This is a genomic window from Ectothiorhodospira marina (assembly GCF_900109495.1).
Lineage (GTDB): Bacteria > Pseudomonadota > Gammaproteobacteria > Ectothiorhodospirales > Ectothiorhodospiraceae > Ectothiorhodospira > Ectothiorhodospira marina.
This window is the reverse complement of record NZ_FOAA01000006.1, coordinates 55,804-74,768: the sequence shown is the minus strand read 5'-3', so window position 1 is coordinate 74,768 and position 18,965 is coordinate 55,804. Positions and strand designations below refer to the sequence as shown.

Here is an 18,965-nt window from a genome sequence, read left to right as displayed (position 1 = left end):
CTGGCTGAAGCGAGGAGGTAACAACCGTGAAAGTGGAAGTCACCGTGGAATTGGACGTCAACCTGAGCAAGGTCAAACTGTCTGACGTCAAGACCCTCGCCGAGCGCCTGATCGCCCCCAATCAGGTGGAGGCGGTTCAAAGTGTGCGCATCCTGGATGTGCGCCTCAAGGACAAGAACGCTGGATCGGCTGGATCCGGGTAACGGGGTCTATACCGATATCGTGACTCAGTTCTCGCTGCGACGACCCGAGCGGATGATGCCACGCTGGCTGTTCTGGATGAAATCGACGAACTCGGCCACCTCAGGATGGATGCGCGCCAGCGGTTCCACGGCTTTCAGACCCTGAGCGCGGTCACGGCCTCTCACCAGCAGCTTGAAGGCTTGATGCAGGGCACGCACTGTCTCCGTCGAGACGCCGCGGCGCTTCAGACCCACCTTGTTGATGCCCACCGCACGGGCGTAGTTACCCGTGGCCAGGCAATACGGTGGCAAATCCCGGTTCAAGGCAGCACCCATACTGGTGAAGGCCTGGGTACCCACCCGGCAGAATTGGTGCACCAGGGTGAACCCACCCAGGATCGCCCGGTCTCCCACATGGCAGTGGCCTGCCAGCGAGGCGGCGTTGGAGAACACCACATGATTGCCGACCTCGCAATCATGGGCGATGTGCACGTAAGCCATGATGAGATTGTCCGAGCCCACCCGTGTGCAGCCACCACCTTTGGGCGTCCCGCGACTCAGGGTTGTAAATTCGCGAATGATGTTGCGATCCCCCACCTCCAAACGGGTGGGTTCGCCACGATAGCCAATGTCCTGCGGGGCCTCTCCCAGAGAGGCGAACTGGAATATCTGGCAGTCCTCACCCAAGGTGGTGTCACCGCTGATCACTACATGAGGGCCGATCCAGGTGCCTCGACCAATCTTCACATCGGGGCCAATGACGGAGAAGGCCCCGATGCTGACGCCTTCATCTATCCGCGCACCGGGATCCACTACGGCACGGGGATCAATCATGCTTCTACATCCTTGCCCGCACACATCAGCACAGCAGTGGCCACCACCTTGCCATCCACCTTGGCCTCCGCCTCAAAACGCCAGATGCCGCGCACGGTGCGCACATGTTTCACGTACAGATGTAACTGATCCCCGGGCTCTACCTGGCGGCGAAACCGGGCTTCATCGATGCCCACAAACAGGTACAGCTGTTGTTTGTCTCCGGACTCGCCCCGCTGTTCCTGCGTCTTGAAGGCGAGCAGACCCGTGGTCTGTGCCAGGGCTTCAAGAATGAGTACCCCGGGCATCACCGGTCGGATGGGGAAATGGCCCTGAAAATAGGGCTCATTAAAGGAGACATTCTTGATGGCGTTCATGTATTCCCCGGGCTGGTAGTCCAGCACTCGGTCCACCATCAGGAAAGGAAAACGGTGCGGCAGATAACGCAGCACCTCATGTATGGTCATTTGATCCACTTTATTATCCTGTTCTTATCCGAGAAAAACCGTCGTCGCGGCGGCGAAAGACCTCAACGACGCTGCCTGGCCCCTGGATCGCCCTCCTGCTCCAACCCTCTCACCCTGCGAAAGAGTTCCCCCAGTCGGCGCAGATGGGCCAGGCTGCGGTTCCATTCCCGCGCCGGTGCCTGGGGGACCCCGGAAGAATAGACCCCCGGTTCGCGGATGGAATGGGTTACCAGCGTCATGGCGGTCACGGTGACATCATCCGCGATCTCCAGGTGCCCCAGTATACCTGCACCGCCACCGATACCGCAGCGGCGACCAATGCGGGCACTACCCGCAATGCCCACACAACCAGCCACGGCGGTATGGGCGCCGATATGAACGTTGTGCGCCACCTGTATGAGGTTATCCAGCTTCACCCCATCCTCGATGATCGTGTCATCCAGGGCACCTCGATCAATGGTGGTATTGGCGCCCACTTCCACGTCATCGCCAATACACACGCTACCCACCTGCGGCACTCTCAACCAGGCTTCACCCTGGCGGGCAAAACCAAAGCCATCCCCACCGATGACGGCCCCCGGCTGGACCAGAGCGCGCCGCCCCAGCCGCACCCGGGGGCCCAGGGTGACACGCGCCACCAGACGCGAATTCTCCCCCACCTGGCATCCTGCCTGGAGAAAACACCCGGGCCCCATGATCACACCCGGACCGATTTGACAATCGGCCTCCACCACGCACTGCGGTCCCACCTGAGCCGTTGGGTGCACCACGGCCTGATCACTGATAGAGGCGCTGGGGTGAATGCCGGGGACGGCCACAGGATCCGGGTGGATCCGTCGCGCAGCCTGCGCATACGCCACGTGGGGATGTTCACAGACCAGCGCCGGCACCGGGCAATGGGGCAAGTGCGCCGGAGACAGGATCACTGCCCCGGCCTGGGTGTCAATCAGTGAGTCCCGATATCGATCATGCGCCATGAAGGCCAATTGACGGGGGCCTGCCCGATCCAGAGGCGCCAGTGACTCAATGGGCGACCGCGAGTCGCCCCCATGCAATTCGACCTGCAGAAACTCGGCCAGGTCCGCCAGTGTGATGACCGTGCCTGTCATCCCCCTCAGCCGCCAGCCTGATGCTGCCGGCGTAATTCTTCCAGCACCCCATCGGTGATATCGATACGATCGCTGGCAAACAGAACCGTGCGTTCGGTGACCACGAGATCCACCCCCTGCTCTCGGGCAATTTCCAGGATCACGTTATGCACCAATCGCTGCAGACGTGCCAGCTCATCATTGCGCCGAACGTTCAGGTCTTCCTGAAACATGTCCTGGGCACGCTTGAACTCCCGCGACCGGTTGCGGAATTCCCGCTCCAGATCCAGGCGCTCCTCGGAACCCATGATATCGGTGTCACGCTCAAGACGCTGCTGCAACCGGCGCAGCGCATCGCGTTCAGCCACCAGTTCGGCGTCCCGAGGCGCAAACTCCTCCTCCAGGGCACTCAGCGAGGCCTCCGCCTGGGGGGATTGCTCCATGACTCGATTGATGTTCACGAAGGCGACGGAGTCCGCCGCCAGCACGCTCCCAGGCAGCATCCCCATCAGGACCAGTAGCAGTCCGGCGACAACTCGCGAGATATGGCTCTTCAAACGTGTTCTCCGCGGCAATGGGGACTCCCGTACAGTGACTCCCCGTATCTCAGAAGGAAGCGCCAATATTGAATTGGAAGGACTGGAGCTTGTCACCGGGTTCGTCATTTAAAGCCTCGGCCAGACTGAAAGTCAACGCGCCCACCGGCGACAACCAGGTCATGCCCACCCCGACCGAGGCGCGGATCTCATCGGCCTCAAAGTCCTCGTAACTGGGGTAGACCTGACCGGCGTCCAGGAACAGGCTCATGCGCACATTGGCGGCCTCCTCCATGAAGGGCGGCGGAAAGATCAACTCGGCCCCACCCAGCACACGGAAATTACCGCCAAAGGGGTCATTGCGGCTATCGCGGGGACCCAAGCTAAGATCCCGGTAACCGCGCACGGAGCGCGTACCGCCCGCGAAATACTTCTCGAAGAACGGCAGATCCCCGGTATCCCCATAGGCCTCTCCATAGGCCACTTCCCCGGAAAGCTTGAAAGTGATCTTTTCCCGCACCGGCGTGAACAGTTCGTTGCGATAGTCGATCTTGTAGTACTCCAGATCGCTGCCAGGCACGGAGAACTCCAGCGTCCCCCGCTGCAAATTCCCCTTCTCGGCGAATACTGTACGATTGCGGGTGTCGTGACTGAGACTGGCCGTCAAGGTGTACAGATCAAACTGATCTCCCTCGGTGTCCAGGTACTCGAAGATCTCGTCGGGCGTATTGTCCGAGGTCAGGATCTCGATACTCTCGAATCCGGGCGTGATACGGAACGTATCGTACTCGGTCAGCGGAATACCGTAGGTGAGGTTGGCTCCCAGTCGGTTGGACGAGTAACGGGAGATATCCGCCCGGAATGCATCGGTCTCCCGATAAAACACATTAAAGCCACGGCTTACACCATCAATGGTGTAATAGGGATTGGTGTAGGACAGGCTGTAGAGCGTACTGACCTGACTGTTGTTCACCGCCAGCGATACGCGATTGCCCGTGCCGAAGAAGTTTTCCTGCGAGACGCTGGTGTTGAAAAGAACCCCCTGACTCTGGGAATAACCTGCACCAATCATGAAGTTACCCGACAGACGTTCACGCACGGAGATATCCAGGTCCACCTGGTCTTCGGTACCGGGGACACGGCGTGTCTCCACATTCACGTCCTCCACGTAGGAGAGACGCTGTAAACGCACCTGGGAACGGTCCACATTGGACGCGGAATACCACCCACCCTCCATCTGTCGCATTTCGCGGCGGAAGACTTCATCGCGGGTGCGGGTGTTGCCACTGAAATTGATACGTCGCACGTAAACCCGCTGCCCAGGATCCACAAAGAAGGTCAGCGCTACAGTGCGGTTGTCTTCATCCAGTTCGGGAATGGGGTTCACGTTGGCAAACGCATAGCCCTCGTCTCCCAGCCGATCGCTGATGGCATTGGCACTGCGGGTAATGCGGCTGCGCGAAAAGGTGTCGCCGGACTCAACCTCCAGCAACGCGCGCAGTGCCTCCTCCCCCACGACCAGATCACCCGCCAGACTGACCTCACTGATGGCGTACTGCTCACCCTCATCAATATTGATGGTGACGTAGATATCCTTGCGATCCGGGGTCAGCGTGACCTGGGTGGAATCGATATTGAAATTCACAAAACCCGAATCCAGATAACGGGAACGCAAGGCCTCCAGGTCCCCGGAGAGGCGCTGGCGTGAATAGTGATCGCGACGGCTGAAGGGGTTGTACCAGGGGGGGTCTCCGGATTCGAAGCGACCGGTCAGTTCCTGGTCGGAATAGGTCTCGTTACCCACCAGGTTGATTTGCTGGATGCGAGCCACCCGCCCCTCGGCAATATCAATCACGACATCCACGCGATTACGGGGCAGTTCATCCACATCCACGTCCACCTGGACGTTGTATTTGCCCCGTGCGAAATACTGCTGAAGCAGTTCGTTCTCCATCCGCTCAAGCACGCTGCGATTGAAGACACGGCCGCGGGCCATTCCCACCTGCTGCAGGGCGTCCATCAACTGTTCGGTCTTGATGTCCCGGTTACCACTGATGCGAATCTCGTTGATGGCTGGCCGCTCCTCAACTGTCACCACCAACACCCCATCACGCCGCAGCAGGGAGACATCCGAAAAGAAGCCGGTACGGTAAAGGGCACGAATGACATCGGCACTCTGGGCCTCGTCGAAGGTGTCACCCACCCCCACCGGCAGATAGCTGAAGACGGTACCGGCAGCGATGCGCTGCAGGCCCTCCACCTCAATGTCTTCAATGACAAAGGCATCATTGCTGGCATGCAGGATGGTCGGTGTACTCGACAAGGCAATGGCCAGGCCCGTACCGGCGATCAGACGTCGCACCTCAAGGAACATTCAGATTCAACCCAGGATTCGCATGAAATCGTTGTAAAAGGCCAGCGTCATGAGCATGGCGATCATCACCAGGCCAATGCGCTGGCCGATGGCTTCGGCGGTCTGTGAGACCGGACTGCCTTTGATGATCTCCACCACGTAGTACAGCAGATGCCCCCCATCCAGGATGGGCACGGGCAGCAGATTAATAATGCCCAGACTCAAACTGACTATGGCCAGAAAGCTCAGAAATGCCGACAAACCAATGACGGCGCTCACACCGGCATACTCAGCAATGCTCACGGGGCCAGCAATGTTACTGGCCGCCGCCTCTCCGGTGATCAGACGCCACATCACGCGCAGAGTCAGTACCGACATATCCCAGGTGCGTTCCACCCCCAGGGCGATGGCCTGGAATGGACCGTAACGCACCTGGCGCTGCATGGCCTCGGCGGCCTCGTTATCCACATGAGGCCAGGCGCTGATTCGGCCGATACGCTCCCCTTCTTCCTCGTGAACTTCGGTCTGCAGGGTCAGTGTGACAGGTGAACCGTCCCTCTCCACACGGACTTCCAGCGTCTCACCCGGACGCGCGCGGACATGATCGACCCAGGCGGCCCAACTGGAGAGGGATACCCCATCCACACTCAGGATACGGTCTCCCGTTTGCACGCCGGCACGGGCGGCCGGCCCCTCGGCCAGCACCTCGCCAAAGACCGGTTCGGACCAGGGCCGCCAGGCCTCGATCCCCAGTTTATCCAGGAGGGCACCGTCAGCCAGCAACTGGCGCCGATCGGTCAGGTCCAGTGTTCTCCACACCTCCTGCCCCCCGGCGGTGCGCACGAGCACCTCCACCTCCCGGGCATCCAGCCCCTTTTCGAGCAGATTGAGCGCCACGAGTTCCCAGGTCGGCGTGGACTGATCTTCCACTCGCAGGACCTCATCCTGGCGTTCGAAGCCCGCCTGATCGGCCAAGGACCCGGGCATCACCTCGCCCACCAGCGGCTTCACTCCCGTGACACCGACGATGAACATCAGCGTGAAGGCAGCGATGGCGAAGAGGAAATTGGCAGTGGGGCCGGCAATCACGATCGCCATGCGGCGCCAGACGCTCTGGCGGTTGAAGGCACGAGGTAAATCCTTATCGGCAACCGGTTCCTCGCGCTCGTCCAGCATCTTTACGTAACCACCCAGCGGGATGGCGGCGATCACATATTCGGTGCGGTCCCGACCGGCTACGCGACGCCATAGCGGTCGCCCGAAGCCCACCGAAAAACGCAGCACCTTCACGCCACAGCGACGTGCCACCCAGTAGTGACCGAACTCATGCACGGTAACCAGCAAACCAATGGCCACGACAAAGGCCAGAACGCTGATCAGAAAGGTCATCAAGCCGTGACCCGCCGATCAAGCCCGCCAGCCGTGATGCTTGCATAGGCCACTGCACGGGCCGCCTCATCAGCTGCCAGAACCTCTTCCAGTGTATCGGCCGCACCCAGCTCCATGGTCTCCAGGCAGTGAGATATCACCCGCGGAATATCGGTAAAGCGGATACGCGCATCCAGGAAGGCCTCGACAGCCACTTCATTGGCGGCGTTGAGAATCGCGGTGGCCGTCCCGCCCGCCTCAAAGGATTCGTAGGCCAGACGCAGACACGGGAAGCGGTCCATATCGGGACGCTCGAAGTCCAGCCGGGCCACCTGCACGATATCCAATGGCTCCACACCTGAGGCAATACGTTCTGGCCAGGCCAGGGCATGCGCGATGGGGGTGCGCATGTCAGGATTGCCCAACTGGGCCAGTACCGAACCGTCGGAGTAGGAAACCATGGAGTGAATCACGCTCTGGGGATGCAGCACCACCTCCACCTTGTCCGGCGTGGTATCGAACAGCCAGCACGCCTCGATCAGTTCCAGCCCCTTGTTCATCATGGAGGCGGAGTCCACTGAAATCTTTCGCCCCATCACCCAGTTGGGATGCGCACAGGCCTGCTCCGGGGTCACCGCCTCCAGATCCGAGGCGGCATAGGCACGAAAGGGCCCGCCAGACGCAGTCAGCAGGATGCGTTCAACACCCACCCGGTTCAGGCCCCGGTCGAAATCGCCGGGCATGCACTGAAAGATGGCATTATGTTCGCTATCGATGGGCAGGAGTTCGGCGCCACTTTGACGGATCTGATCCATGAAGATGCGCCCGGACATGACCAGGGCTTCCTTGTTGGCCAGCAACACCCGTTTACCGGCCCGCGCCGCGGCCAGGGAAGGCAGCAGGCCAGCGCCGCCGACGATGGCTGCCATCACGTAATCGGTCTCGGGCAATGAGGCCACGTGTGCCAGAGCTTCGGGGCCTGACATCGCCTCTGTCTCCAACCCGGCGGCCTTCAATCCGGCGACCAGCATCCCCTCCTGAGCAGGATCAGCCACCACGGCATAGGAAGGCCGATGGATACGGCACTGTTCCACCAAGCGGTCCACGTTACCGTTGGCAGTGAGCGCCACGGCCCGGTAGAGCTGAGGATGACGTGCCATCACGTCCAGGGTGTTGACGCCGATGGTGCCGGTGGCGCCGAGAACGGTTACGCCCTTGGGGGAAGCAGCCATGGAAAGACTCCAGGTACTCATACAGTCATGTTGACGCTGACGGACATCGCCGGCGCGTGCAGGATCCTGGATCGGAGACATCAAGAAACCCCGACCCCTTGCCGTGGGCTATCTTGCCATAATTCCGGCCCACAGGAGACCGATCAGGAAGACCGGCGCGGCGGCGGTCAGGCTATCGATGCGATCCATGACCCCACCATGCCCGGGAAGAAGGGTGCCGCTGTCCTTGGCCCCGGCCTCCCGCTTGACCAGGCTCTCGAATAGATCACCGGCCACCGAAATCAATGCGGTGATCACACACAGGGCCACGAAATAAAACCACCATCCCGGCGTCACCCCGAACCCCCAGGCACCCAGCAGCCCGAAGGGTATGATGGCCGCAACAGCCCCGAGCAGCCCCTCTCGGGTCTTGCCCGGGCTGATGGAGGGCGCCAGTTTCACCCGACCAAAGCGTTTTCCAGTGAAGTAGGCTGCCGTGTCGGCGGTGGCGGTGAGCAACACCAGGTACAACACCCACAACGGCTGGGATTGATGAAACCAGACCAGTGCGATCCAGGCCGGGATCAAGGTCAGCGCCCCCGCCAATCCCAGCCCGTAACGGCGCAGTGCCTCACGCTCCCCCTGCCCCGGCGTGTACAGGGCAAGCACGCCCAGCACGCAAGCCCACCACACCACACCAACCGCCACGGGCCACAAGTGCGCCTGAACAAAGACGAGCCACCAGGTCACCCCTCCCAATATCGCCAGGGACCCCACATAGGCGGCCCGAACCGGCGCTTCATCCAGCCCGCACAGGCGACTCCATTCCCAGGCCCCAAGCAACGTGACTGCCAACATGGCCACCGCAAACACACCACTGGGCAGCAACAGGACGGTCGCCACCACGGCTGCCGCCAGGAATATGCCGGTGATCACCCGCTGCCTAAGCATCCCCTACTCCCGTCCCGCGATCTGTTCCTGGATATGCCCAAAGCGCCGTTGACGCCCGGCATAATATTCAAACGCCCGGCCCAGTTCCTCTTCCTTGAAATCCGGCCATAGCACGTCAGTGAAGAACAACTCGGTGTAAGCCAGTTGCCACAAGAGGAAATTACTGATGCGCTGCTCGCCACCGGTACGCACAAACAGATCCGGCTCGGGCAGGCCCGCCGTGGACAAGTGCGCCTCCATCACCTCAGGGGTAATGTGCTCCGGATCCAGTTCACCACAACGCACCCGTTCGGCCACCGCGGCCGCGGCATGGGCGATGTCCCAGCGGCCCCCATAGCTGACCGCCACCACCAGGTCCATCCGCTGGTTTTCACGGGTGCGCTCCTCGGCATCGGCCATTCTTTTCTGGAGCTTTGAGGAGAAGGCCGCGCGATCGCCAATGAAGCGCAGGCGGATACCCTTCTCCACCAGTTCCGGCACCTCGCGACCGATGGATCCAATAAAAAGATCCATCAACGTGCCCACCTCCTGACGGGGGCGACGCCAATTCTCGCTGCTGAAGGCAAACAGGGTCAGAACACGAACACCCTGTTCAGCACAGTAGCGTACCGCCATACGGGCGGAATTCACGCCCTGACGGTGACCTTCGGTTCGGGGAAGCATGCGCGAACGGGCCCACCGGCCATTACCATCCATGATGATGGCCACATGGCGCGGCGTGCCCGCCGTATTCACAGGAAATGGTGTCACTGCGTTATCGTGTCCATCCGTGAGAATCAGACGGCCATGAGTTCTTTTTCTTTCTGGGCCAGCACCTTGTCCACTTCGGCAATGTACTGATCGGTCAGCTTCTGCACAATCTCCTGACCCTGGCGATCATCATCCTCAGTGATGGACTTGTCCTTGAGCAGCGACTTGAGCTCGCTGTTGGCATCCCGCCGGATATTGCGGATCGCCACCCGGGCATTTTCCGCCTCATGGCGCACCACCTTGACCAGCTCCTTGCGCCTTTCCTCGGTGAGGGCCGGCATGGGCACGCGGATCACGGTGCCGACCGACGAAGGGTTCAGGCCCAGATCCGAATTCATGATGGCCTTTTCCACCTTGCTCACCATGTCCCGTTCCCAGGGTGTCACGGTCAGGGTACGCGCATCCTCCACGTTGACGTTGGCCACCTGATTGATGGGCACATTGCTGCCGTAGTACTCCACCTGTACATGGTCCAGCAGGCTGGTGTGGGCACGGCCGGTGCGGATCTTGGCCATTTCCAGCCGCAGGGAATCGATACTCTTGCCCATGCGGGTGGCGGCATCTTCTTTTATGGCATCAAGCATGTCACTCAACCTCTCTCGACCAGGGTACCCACGCGCTCACCCATGACGAGCCGCATGAGTTCCCCCTCCTTGAATATGTTGATCACCCGAAGGGGCATATCGTTATCCCGACACATGACAATGGCTGTGGCATCCATGACCCCCAGACGCGCGGTCAGAACCTCGTCGAAGGTCAACCGCTCGTAACGCTTGGCATCGGGATTGTGCATGGGGTCGGAATCGTAAACACCGTCCACCTTGGTGGCCTTGATCATGACATCGCAGTTCATCTCGATGGCACGCAGGCTGGCGGCAGTATCGGTGGTGAAAAAGGGATTGCCGGTACCGGCGGCGAACACGACGATGCGACCCTTTTCCAGATGACGCACCGCACGGCGACGGATGTAGTCCTCGCAGACCTGATTGATCTTGAGCGCTGACATGACCCGACAGAATTTACCGACCCGCTCCAGTGCATCCTGCATGGCCAGACCGTTCATTACCGTGGCCAGCATGCCCATATGATCGGCGCTGACCCGATCCATACCGGCCTGGGCCATGCCGGCCCCCCGGAAGATATTGCCTCCGCCGATCACGATGGCCACCTCGACGCCGAGTCGGCTCAGTTCAGCCACCTCGCGAGCCACCCGCCCCAATACATTTGGACAGATCCCGTATTCCAGATCTCCCATCAGAGCCTCGCCACTCAGCTTCAGCAGGATTCGCTTATAGGCAGGGCGGGTGTCGTCAGTCATGGGTAACCTTGATGGCTGGATTGTCGGTCCCCGGGGCCACGGGCCCCGGGTTCTGGGGCGGTGTTTTCTTTAAAACAATATCAGGAGCCCTTCGCTTGGGCCATGACCTCTTCAGCGAAGTTTTCCGTCTTCTTCTCAATCCCTTCGCCCACTTCGAAACGAGCGAACTGTCTTACCTGGGCACCAGCGGCCTTGAGCATCTGACCCACCGTCTGGTCAGGATCCTTGACGAAGGGCTGACCCAGCAAGGTGACTTCGCTCAGGTATTTCTTGATACGCCCGGTAATCATCTTGTCAATGATTTCAGCCGGTTTACCGCTTTCCTCGGCCTGGGCGCGGAAAACAGCCTCTTCCTTCTGGAGCAGGTCCTGAGGGACCTGACTCTCGTCCACGCACACGGGGTGGCTAGCGGCGATATGCATGGCCACGTCGCGAGCCAGATCCTGATTGCCGCCGACCATTTCCACCACAACACCGATGCGGGTGCCATGGAGGTAATGGGCCAGCTCACCATCTTCACTGGCGAAGAGTTCGAAGCGGCGCACCTGGACATTCTCGCCAATCTTGGCCACCAGGGCTGCGCGAGTCTCCTCGAGGCTGCCTTCGGGGCCGGACAACGCCATCAGGGCGTCCACGTCGGCAGGCTGCTGGGCCAATGCCTGTTCGGCCACCTGGGCAACAAATGCCTTGAAGTTCTCGTCCTTGGCCACGAAGTCGGTTTCGCAGTTGACTTCGACGATAGCGGCACGACGATGATCGTCCGAGTTGGCCACCATCACCTGCCCTTCGGCAGCGACCCGATCGGCCTTCTTGACCGCCTTGGCGGCACCGGACTTGCGCATCTGCTCAATGGCGGCGTCCATGTCGCCATTGGCGGCTGTCAGGGCCTTCTTGCACTCCATCATGCCTGCGCCGGTGGTCTCGCGCAGTTCTTTGACCATGGATGCGGTAATCTGCATGGGGATACTCCTGAGAATTCGTTTGCAGCGCCCCGCCGATACCCGATGGGCATCGGCAGAGCCCGGGAAGAGTTACCTGGCCTCAGCCTGGCCGGCTTCGGGGGCTGGGGCTGGCGTGGGTTCAGCGGCCGGGGCGGGCGCCTCGCCCTTCTCCTCGACGAACTCTTCGCCGGCACCGGCACGGGCCACATTCAGGGCGTCATTGATGGCATCCGCCGCAGCGCTGACGTACAGCTGGATGGCGCGCATGGCGTCATCATTACCGGGAATCACGTAATCAACGCCATCAGGGGAGTTGTTGCTATCCACCACGGCCACCACCGGAATACCCAGCTTGCGGGCTTCGCTGATGGCAATGCGTTCGTAACCCACGTCGATCACGAACAGGGCATCGGGCAGGCCGGGCATATCCTTGATGCCGCCCAGGCTGCGCTCGAGTTTTTCCATCTCGCGCATGCGCATCAGGGCTTCCTTCTTGTTCAGCACATGCAGGCTGCCATCTTCCTTCATGGCCTCCAGATCCTTCAGGCGACGGATGGATTGGCGCACGGTCTTGAAGTTGGTGAGCATGCCGCCCAACCAACGGTGGTTCACGAAGGGCATCTTGCAGCGTCTGGCGTGCTCCGCCACCAGGTCACGGGCGGAACGCTTGGTCCCCACGAACATGATGTTGCCGCCATTGGCAGCCATCTTGCCCAGGTAGTTCATCGCGTCGTTGAAGCACGGAACCGTCTTCTCGAGGTTGATGATGTGGATCTTGTTGCGGTGGCCGAAGATGTACTGATCCATCTTCGGGTTCCAGTAACGGGTCTGGTGTCCGAAATGGACGCCTGCTTCGAGCATCTGACGCATGGTCACGTTAGGCATAATGATTCTCCTGAGGGTTGAGCCTCCATACGCCCCGCATGGCAACCCGAAAAGGGCACCCAGCCATGAGTGACGGCGTATGTGTGGATTCGATAGAGTGGACGCTCCCGGCGGTCTGGTTTGCATGGAGCGCGGGCGCTTTATACCATAATCGGTCTTTCACAACAAACGCATAGCGCGTCACAACCCGCCATGGACCCCACCTGATGCCCGTATCCATCAAGACCCCGGAAGAGATCGAAAAAATGCGCGTGGCCGGCCGTATGGCCGCCGAAGTTCTGGAGATGATCACGCCCCATGTGCAGGCCGGGATCACCACCGGCGAGCTGGACGAACTCTGCCATCACCACATTGTCAACGTACAGAGGGCAATACCTGCGCCATTGAACTACCGGGGTTTTCCCCGCTCCATCTGTACCTCACTGAACCACCAGGTGTGCCACGGCATTCCCGGGGAACGTCGCCTGAAGGATGGGGACATCCTGAACATTGACATCACCGTGATCCACGACGGCTACCATGGCGACACCAGCCGCATGTTCATCATTGGCAAACCCTCGGTGAAGGCACAGCGCGTGGTGGATATCGCCCATGAGGCCCTGTGGCGAGGCATCCGGATGGTGCGTCCCGGCGCCCGCCTGGGTGACATCGGCCATGCTGTGCAAACCTACGCCGAGGCTGAACGGTGCAGCGTGGTGCGCGAATACTGTGGTCACGGCATCGGCCGGGAATTCCACGAAGATCCCCAGGTGCTGCACTTCGGTTCGCCCGGCGAAGGCATGGAACTGCAACCGGGCATGACCTTCACCATCGAGCCCATGGTGAATGTCGGCAAACGTCACACAAGACTTCTGGCCGACGGCTGGACAGTGGTCACCAAGGACCACAGCCTGTCGGCCCAGTGGGAACACACCATCCTGGTGACCGAGGAAGGCCACGAGATCCTGACCCTGCGCAAGGACGAGCGCATCAGCTGAGAGCCAGCCCATGCCCACCTTGAGGCCCCTGCCGGAATCCATTCAACAGCGTCTGGACTGGGAGGCGCAAGAGCAACGGTTGCGTGCCCATTCCCCGCCGCACCGGCAAACCTATGTGGATACGCTCAACCACGTACGCCAGGCGCTGGAGACCGCCTTCGCCGAAGGCTGCGCCGTGACCGACCTGGTGCAGGCCCGGGCCGCCACCATGGATCGATTACTGATCACCGCCTGGGAGGCCATGGACCTGCACCGGGAAAAGGCGCTGGGCCTGGCCGCCGTGGGGGGGGTATGGACGGGGCGACCTGCATCCGGGATCGGATGTGGATATCGTGATCCTGTATGAGAATGAGATCTCCCCGGCCACCGAGGAACGCCTGGGCGCCTTCGTGACGTTTCTTTGGGACATTGGCCTGGAACTGGGGCATAGCGTGCGTAGCCTGGAGGACTGCAGCCGTGAAGCCGCCGCCGATATCACCGTGGCCACCAACCTGCTGGAATCACGCGCCCTGACCGGCCCGGACACCCTGTTCTCGGAGCTGGAATCACGCATCAGCCCGGAGCGCATGTGGAACAGCCGGGCCTTTTTTGCCGCCAAGCTGGATGAACAGGAGGCCCGTCATCAGCGCTTTGGCGAGACTGCTTATCGCCTGGAGCCCAACCTCAAGGAAAGCCCCGGGGGGCTGCGCGATATCCAGATGATCGGCTGGGTCACCCAACGCCACTTCGGCTCCAGCGCCCTGGCGGAACTGGTGGCCCACGGCTTTCTCACCCAGGCCGAATACCACGACCTGATGGATGGCCAAGCCTTTCTGTGGCGGGTGCGTTTTGCCCTGCACATGCTCAGCGGCCGCAAGGAGGATCGACTGCTGTTCGATTATCAGCGCCGCCTGGCCAACCTCCTGGGCTTTAGTGACCACGACCACAATCTGGCGGTTGAACAGTTCATGCAGCAGTACTTCCGCACCGTGATGGAACTGGAACGGCTCAATGAAATGCTCTTGCAGCATTTCAGCGAGGCCATCCTGCTGGATGACACCGATGATGATATCGTGCCCATCAACCGGCGTTTCCAGGCAAGGCGCGGCTTTCTGGAGATCACCCACCCCCGGGTGTTCCGGCAGTACCCCCCTGCCCTGCTGGAAGTCTTCCTGCTGCTTCAGCAGCATCCGGATCTCAAGGGCATCCGCGCGTCCACCATCCGCGAGATCCGTGCCCACCGCGGCCTGATCGATGACAAGTTCCGCCAGGACCTGGCCTGCCGCAGCCTGTTCATGGAGATTCTGCGTCAACCCCATGGCGTCACTCACCAGCTGCGCCGCATGAACCGCTACGGGGTACTGGCCGCCTACCTGCCCACCTTTGCCCTGATCGTGGGACGCATGCAGTACGACCTGTTTCATGTCTTCACCGTGGACGAACACACCCTGGCTGTCATCCGCAACCTGCGGCGCTTCGCCAACAGTGAGCATGATCACGAACTCCCCGAGTGCTCGCGCATCTTTCGGCGCATCCCCAAGCCGGAACTGCTTTACCTGGCCGGTCTGTTTCATGATATTGCCAAGGGACGCGGCGGTGACCACTCGGAGCTGGGCGCTGAAGAAGCACGGGAATTCTGTCTGCGTCATGGGCTGGCCCTGTACGATGCCAACCTGGTGGGCTGGCTGGTTCGCGCCCACCTGCTCATGTCCCTCACCGCCCAGCGCCGGGACATCTCGGATCCGGACGTGGTCATGGAATTCGCCTCCCAGGTGGGCAATACCATGCGCCTGAACTATCTCTATCTGCTCACCGTGGCCGATATCCGGGGCACCAATCCCAAGTTATGGAACTCCTGGAAGAACTCCCTGCTCTCCAACCTGTATGCCTCCACCCAGCGCATGCTGCGTCGCGGGCTGGACAATCCCCCGGACCAGGATGAGCTGGTAGGCGAGGTGCAAACCCACGCACTGGAGCTACTCAAATCTCGCGGCGTGGATGAGGCACACTGTTTCGCCATCTGGAATGACTTTGACGTGGACTATTTCCTGCGTCACTCTGCCGATGAGATTGCCTGGCATACCCGGGCCATCCATGAGGTGGACGAAGAGGATCTGCCGCTGGTCCAGGTGCGTCAGGAGACGGCCCGGGGCAGCACCGAGATCTTCCTCTATACAGAAGACCACCCCCACCTGTTCGCCCTGACCAGCACGGCGCTGACCCAACTGGGCCTGGACATCGTGGATGCCCGCATTATTACAACCAGCAGCGGCCGCACCCTGGATACCTTCCTGGTACTGGAAGATATCGGCCAGCCCATCGACAACCCTTTCAGGGTCCAGGAAATCGGGCGTCTACTCAAGGAACGCCTGAAGGAGCCTGACCGCCGCCCCGGCATGGTGCGTCGCTCCACCCCCCGTCAGCTCAAGCACTTCGACGTCCCCACTGAGGTGAGATTCGCGCCGCATACGCATCATTTGCGCACCGTGTTGAACATCAGCACGGCGGACCGTCCGGGCCTGCTCTCGCGTATCGGCATCATCCTCACCGACTGTCAGGTGAAGGTCCACAATGCCAAGATTGCCACTGCCGGCGAACAGGCCGATGACGTGTTCTATATCTCCAATCTGGATGACACCCCCATCAGCGACCCTGCACAACAGGCGCTGATCGCCTCACGGCTGACAGAAGCGCTGGAGATCGGTTCGGCTGAACAGCCCCCCAAGGAGTTGGCGATCTAAACCCGGGCCTGTGCCGCCGCAGGCTGCCCCTTCATCGTGGTGTCATCTGCCGTATACTATGGCGCCCTTTTCGTGCCCCCAAGACATGAATCCCGATCTGGATCGCCTGCAGCCCTATCCCTTTCAGAAGCTTGCGGCCCTCAAGCAGGGTATCACGCCTCCCGCGCATCTGAGTCCCATTCCACTTTCCATCGGCGAGCCAGCCCACGCGCCTCCGGAGATCGCCCTGCAGGCATTGCAGGCCAGCCTGGCGGGCCTGGGCCGCTATCCCATGACCCGCGGCGGACTGGAACTGCGCCAGGCCATTCGCAACTGGGCCGTGCGGCGCTTCCAGTTGCCATCGGCAAGCCTGGATCCGGAGCGTCAGGTACTGCCGGTCAACGGCACCCGGGAGGCCCTGTTCGCGCTGGCCCAATGCGTGGTGGATCGCACCCGAAGCAACCCCCTGGTGATGATGCCCAACCCCTTCTACCAGATCTATGAAGGCGCAGCCCTGCTGGCGGGGGCCCGGCCGTTCTTCATGAACCTGGAGGCGGATCAGGGGTTCCTGCCGAACCTTGATGCCATCTCCGAGGATCAATGGCAGGACTGCCAGCTCCTTTATATCTGCAATCCCGGCAACCCCAGCGGCACCGTCATGGATGAGGCCTTCATGCAGCGACTGCTCACCCTGGCCCACGCCCATGATTTCATCATCGCCGCTGACGAGTGCTACTCGGAGATCCATTTCACCGACACCGCCCCGCCTCCGGGGATGCTGGGCGCCGCGGTACGAGCCGGTTACACGGATTTTGAGCGGGTGGTGGTCTTCCACAGCCTGTCCAAACGCTCCAATCTACCCGGCCTGAGATCGGGCTTCGTCGCGGGGGATGCCCGGCTTCTGGAGCATTTCCACCAGTACCGCACCTACCATGGCTGTGCCATGGCACCTCCAGCCCAGGCCGCCAGCATTGCCGCCTGGAATGACGAATCCCACGTGCAGGAGAACCGGAGGCTCTACACCCGCAAGTTCGATGCGGTTCTCCCCATCCTGAACGGGGTGCTGGAGGTTCAGCGGCCCGACGCAGGCTTCTATCTATGGGCGCACACCCCCGTTGATGACGACACCTTTGCCCGCGAACTCTTTGCCCGTGAACACGTGACCGTGCTGCCTGGCAGTTACCTCTCGCGTTCCACCGCGACAGGCAATCCAGGCCAAGGGCGGGTTCGCATGGCGCTGGTAGCGCCGTTGGAAGACTGCATCGCCGCTGCCCACCGCATTCGCCGTTACCTGGAGTGAATGAATCCGACCCAGGCGCAATGACAGCAGTGATAATCACCCTTTAAAATTCACACATCAATCGTTTTGCCCCCCCAGAGGAACTCCCATGAGCGACATTCAGACCCTGATTGAAGACGCCTTTGAACGACGTTCGGAAATCACCCCACGCAATGCCGAGACCCGCCTGCGGGATGCGGTGATGGAAACCATCGACATGCTGGATCGGGGCACGGCCCGGGTGGCGGAAAAGCGCGATGGCGAATGGGTCGTGAATGAATGGCTCAAGAAGGCCGTGCTGCTTTCCTTCCGCATTAATGACAACCAGTTCATCAAGGGGGGCTTCACCAATTATTTCGACAAGGTGGATTCCAAATGGGCCGACGTGAACTCGCGGGAATTACGTGAAGGCGGCGTGCGCGTGGTGCCACCTGCCACCGCCCGTCGAGGTGCCTTCATCGCACCGAGCGTGGTCCTGATGCCCTCCTATGTAAACATCGGTGCCTTTGTGGACACAGGCACCATGGTGGACACCTGGGCCACGGTGGGCTCCTGTGCGCAGATCGGCAAGAACGTGCATCTGTCCGGCGGTGTGGGTATCGGTGGCGTGCTGGAACCCCTGCAGGCCTCGCCCACCATCATTGAAGACAACTGCTTCATCGGAGCCCGCTCCGAGGTGGTGGAAGGGGTGATCGTGGAGGAAGGCTCGGTGATCTCCATGGGGGTCTACCTGGGTCAGAGCACCCGCATCTACGATCGGGAGAAGGATGAGATCACCTTTGGCCGCATCCCGGCCGGCTCCGTGGTGGTCTCAGGCAACCTGCCCGCCAAGGATGGCAAGTACAGCCTGTACTGTGCCGTGATCGTCAAGAAGGTGGACGAGAAGACGCGCTCCAAGGTGGGCATCAACGAGTTGTTGCGGGACATCTGAGCTCCGGGGTCTCCCTTGACGCCCCTCTCCCGCTGGCGGGAGAGGGGTTGGGGTGAGGGCGGAGCGGCTGACCCATCACATCAGCCCCTCTTCTCCCTCCGCTCCCTCAACGCCCGCTTCACCGACCAGATTTGCCAGGCGCAACCGCCCAGCAGGATCGCAGCCGTCAAAAGGCCCTTGCTCAGGACCAGGGTGGTGGTATCGATCATGATCTGC

Annotated in this window: 18 protein-coding genes and 1 pseudogene; 5 read left to right on the top strand and 14 right to left on the bottom strand. The window is 61.0% G+C overall.

Features of this window, described 5'->3' with window-relative positions; genetic code table 11:
- The first annotated feature begins 26 nt into the window (after positions 1 to 26).
- Complete coding sequence (locus BMY52_RS15390) at positions 27 to 203, top strand: hypothetical protein (protein ID WP_177169881.1); 177 nt, start codon at positions 27 to 29, stop codon at positions 201 to 203.
- A gap of 24 nt (positions 204 to 227) precedes the next feature.
- Here the strand turns inward: BMY52_RS15390 and lpxA are convergent, their stop codons facing one another.
- The 13 genes from lpxA to rpsB all read right to left on the bottom strand — a co-directional run bounded on the left by lpxA (position 228) and on the right by rpsB (position 12,863).
- Positions 228 to 1,016, bottom strand: coding sequence for an acyl-ACP--UDP-N-acetylglucosamine O-acyltransferase (gene lpxA, locus BMY52_RS07110; RefSeq protein WP_090252719.1), 789 nt, complete (start codon positions 1,014 to 1,016; stop codon positions 228 to 230).
- The gene (gene fabZ / locus BMY52_RS07105; protein WP_090252717.1) at positions 1,013 to 1,462 is read right to left on the bottom strand and encodes a 3-hydroxyacyl-ACP dehydratase FabZ; all 450 of its coding nucleotides are present in this window, start codon (positions 1,460 to 1,462) and stop codon (positions 1,013 to 1,015) included. Before fabZ ends, lpxA begins: the two co-directional genes overlap by 4 nt.
- Positions 1,463 to 1,524: 62 nt before the next feature.
- Positions 1,525 to 2,571 carry a UDP-3-O-(3-hydroxymyristoyl)glucosamine N-acyltransferase gene (gene lpxD, locus BMY52_RS07100; RefSeq protein ID WP_090252715.1) on the bottom strand — a complete coding sequence of 349 codons (1,047 nt, stop codon included), beginning with the start codon at positions 2,569 to 2,571 and terminating at the stop codon, positions 1,525 to 1,527.
- Positions 2,572 to 2,576: 5 nt separating this feature from the next.
- The gene (locus tag BMY52_RS07095; protein ID WP_090252881.1) at positions 2,577 to 3,059 is read right to left on the bottom strand and encodes an OmpH/Skp family outer membrane protein; all 483 of its coding nucleotides are present in this window, start codon (positions 3,057 to 3,059) and stop codon (positions 2,577 to 2,579) included.
- A gap of 97 nt (positions 3,060 to 3,156) precedes the next feature.
- Complete coding sequence (gene bamA, locus BMY52_RS07090) at positions 3,157 to 5,460, bottom strand: outer membrane protein assembly factor BamA (RefSeq protein WP_090252712.1); 2,304 nt, start codon at positions 5,458 to 5,460, stop codon at positions 3,157 to 3,159.
- Positions 5,461 to 5,466: 6 nt separating this feature from the next.
- Entirely contained in the window at positions 5,467 to 6,828 is a 1,362-nt protein-coding gene (rseP, locus tag BMY52_RS07085; RefSeq protein ID WP_090252710.1) for an RIP metalloprotease RseP, read from the bottom strand.
- Complete coding sequence (ispC, locus tag BMY52_RS07080) at positions 6,828 to 8,039, bottom strand: 1-deoxy-D-xylulose-5-phosphate reductoisomerase (protein WP_090252708.1); 1,212 nt, start codon at positions 8,037 to 8,039, stop codon at positions 6,828 to 6,830. Before ispC ends, rseP begins: the two co-directional genes overlap by 1 nt.
- Positions 8,040 to 8,147: 108 nt before the next feature.
- Complete coding sequence (locus BMY52_RS07075; RefSeq protein ID WP_090252706.1) at positions 8,148 to 8,969, bottom strand: phosphatidate cytidylyltransferase; 822 nt, start codon at positions 8,967 to 8,969, stop codon at positions 8,148 to 8,150.
- A 3-nt stretch (positions 8,970 to 8,972) separates the two neighbouring features.
- Positions 8,973 to 9,719 carry a polyprenyl diphosphate synthase gene (uppS, locus tag BMY52_RS07070; protein ID WP_090252705.1) on the bottom strand — a complete coding sequence of 249 codons (747 nt, stop codon included), beginning with the start codon at positions 9,717 to 9,719 and terminating at the stop codon, positions 8,973 to 8,975.
- Between the two features lie 26 nt (positions 9,720 to 9,745).
- Positions 9,746 to 10,303 carry a ribosome recycling factor gene (gene frr / locus BMY52_RS07065; RefSeq protein WP_090252702.1) on the bottom strand — a complete coding sequence of 186 codons (558 nt, stop codon included), beginning with the start codon at positions 10,301 to 10,303 and terminating at the stop codon, positions 9,746 to 9,748.
- 5 nt (positions 10,304 to 10,308) lie between these two features.
- The gene (gene pyrH, locus BMY52_RS07060) at positions 10,309 to 11,037 is read right to left on the bottom strand and encodes a UMP kinase (RefSeq protein WP_090252699.1); all 729 of its coding nucleotides are present in this window, start codon (positions 11,035 to 11,037) and stop codon (positions 10,309 to 10,311) included.
- An 80-nt stretch (positions 11,038 to 11,117) separates the two neighbouring features.
- Positions 11,118 to 11,996 (bottom strand): translation elongation factor Ts, encoded by an 879-nt coding sequence (gene tsf / locus BMY52_RS07055; protein ID WP_090252697.1) that lies wholly within the window; start codon positions 11,994 to 11,996, stop codon positions 11,118 to 11,120.
- Positions 11,997 to 12,068: 72 nt separating this feature from the next.
- On the bottom strand, positions 12,069 to 12,863 hold the full coding sequence (rpsB, locus tag BMY52_RS07050; protein ID WP_090252695.1) for a 30S ribosomal protein S2: 795 nt from the start codon (positions 12,861 to 12,863) through the stop codon (positions 12,069 to 12,071).
- A 206-nt stretch (positions 12,864 to 13,069) separates the two neighbouring features.
- Between rpsB and map the strand changes: the two genes are divergently transcribed.
- The 4 genes and pseudogenes from map (at position 13,070) to dapD (ending at position 18,749) form a co-directional block, all read left to right on the top strand.
- Positions 13,070 to 13,840, top strand: a complete 771-nt coding sequence (gene map / locus BMY52_RS07045; RefSeq protein WP_090252693.1) for a type I methionyl aminopeptidase — start codon at positions 13,070 to 13,072, stop codon at positions 13,838 to 13,840.
- A gap of 10 nt (positions 13,841 to 13,850) precedes the next feature.
- A pseudogene (gene glnD / locus BMY52_RS07040) lies at positions 13,851 to 16,560 on the top strand ([protein-PII] uridylyltransferase).
- Between the two features lie 85 nt (positions 16,561 to 16,645).
- Positions 16,646 to 17,839 (top strand): succinyldiaminopimelate transaminase, encoded by a 1,194-nt coding sequence (gene dapC, locus BMY52_RS07035; protein ID WP_090252691.1) that lies wholly within the window; start codon positions 16,646 to 16,648, stop codon positions 17,837 to 17,839.
- 88 nt (positions 17,840 to 17,927) lie between these two features.
- A complete protein-coding gene (dapD, locus tag BMY52_RS07030; protein ID WP_090252687.1) occupies positions 17,928 to 18,749 on the top strand; it encodes a 2,3,4,5-tetrahydropyridine-2,6-dicarboxylate N-succinyltransferase in 822 nt (273 codons plus the stop codon).
- An 80-nt stretch (positions 18,750 to 18,829) separates the two neighbouring features.
- On the opposite strand, the gene BMY52_RS15835 is transcribed toward dapD, so the two are convergent.
- Complete coding sequence (locus tag BMY52_RS15835; RefSeq protein ID WP_281244073.1) at positions 18,830 to 18,958, bottom strand: hypothetical protein; 129 nt, start codon at positions 18,956 to 18,958, stop codon at positions 18,830 to 18,832.
- Between the last annotated feature and the right edge of the window lie 7 nt (positions 18,959 to 18,965).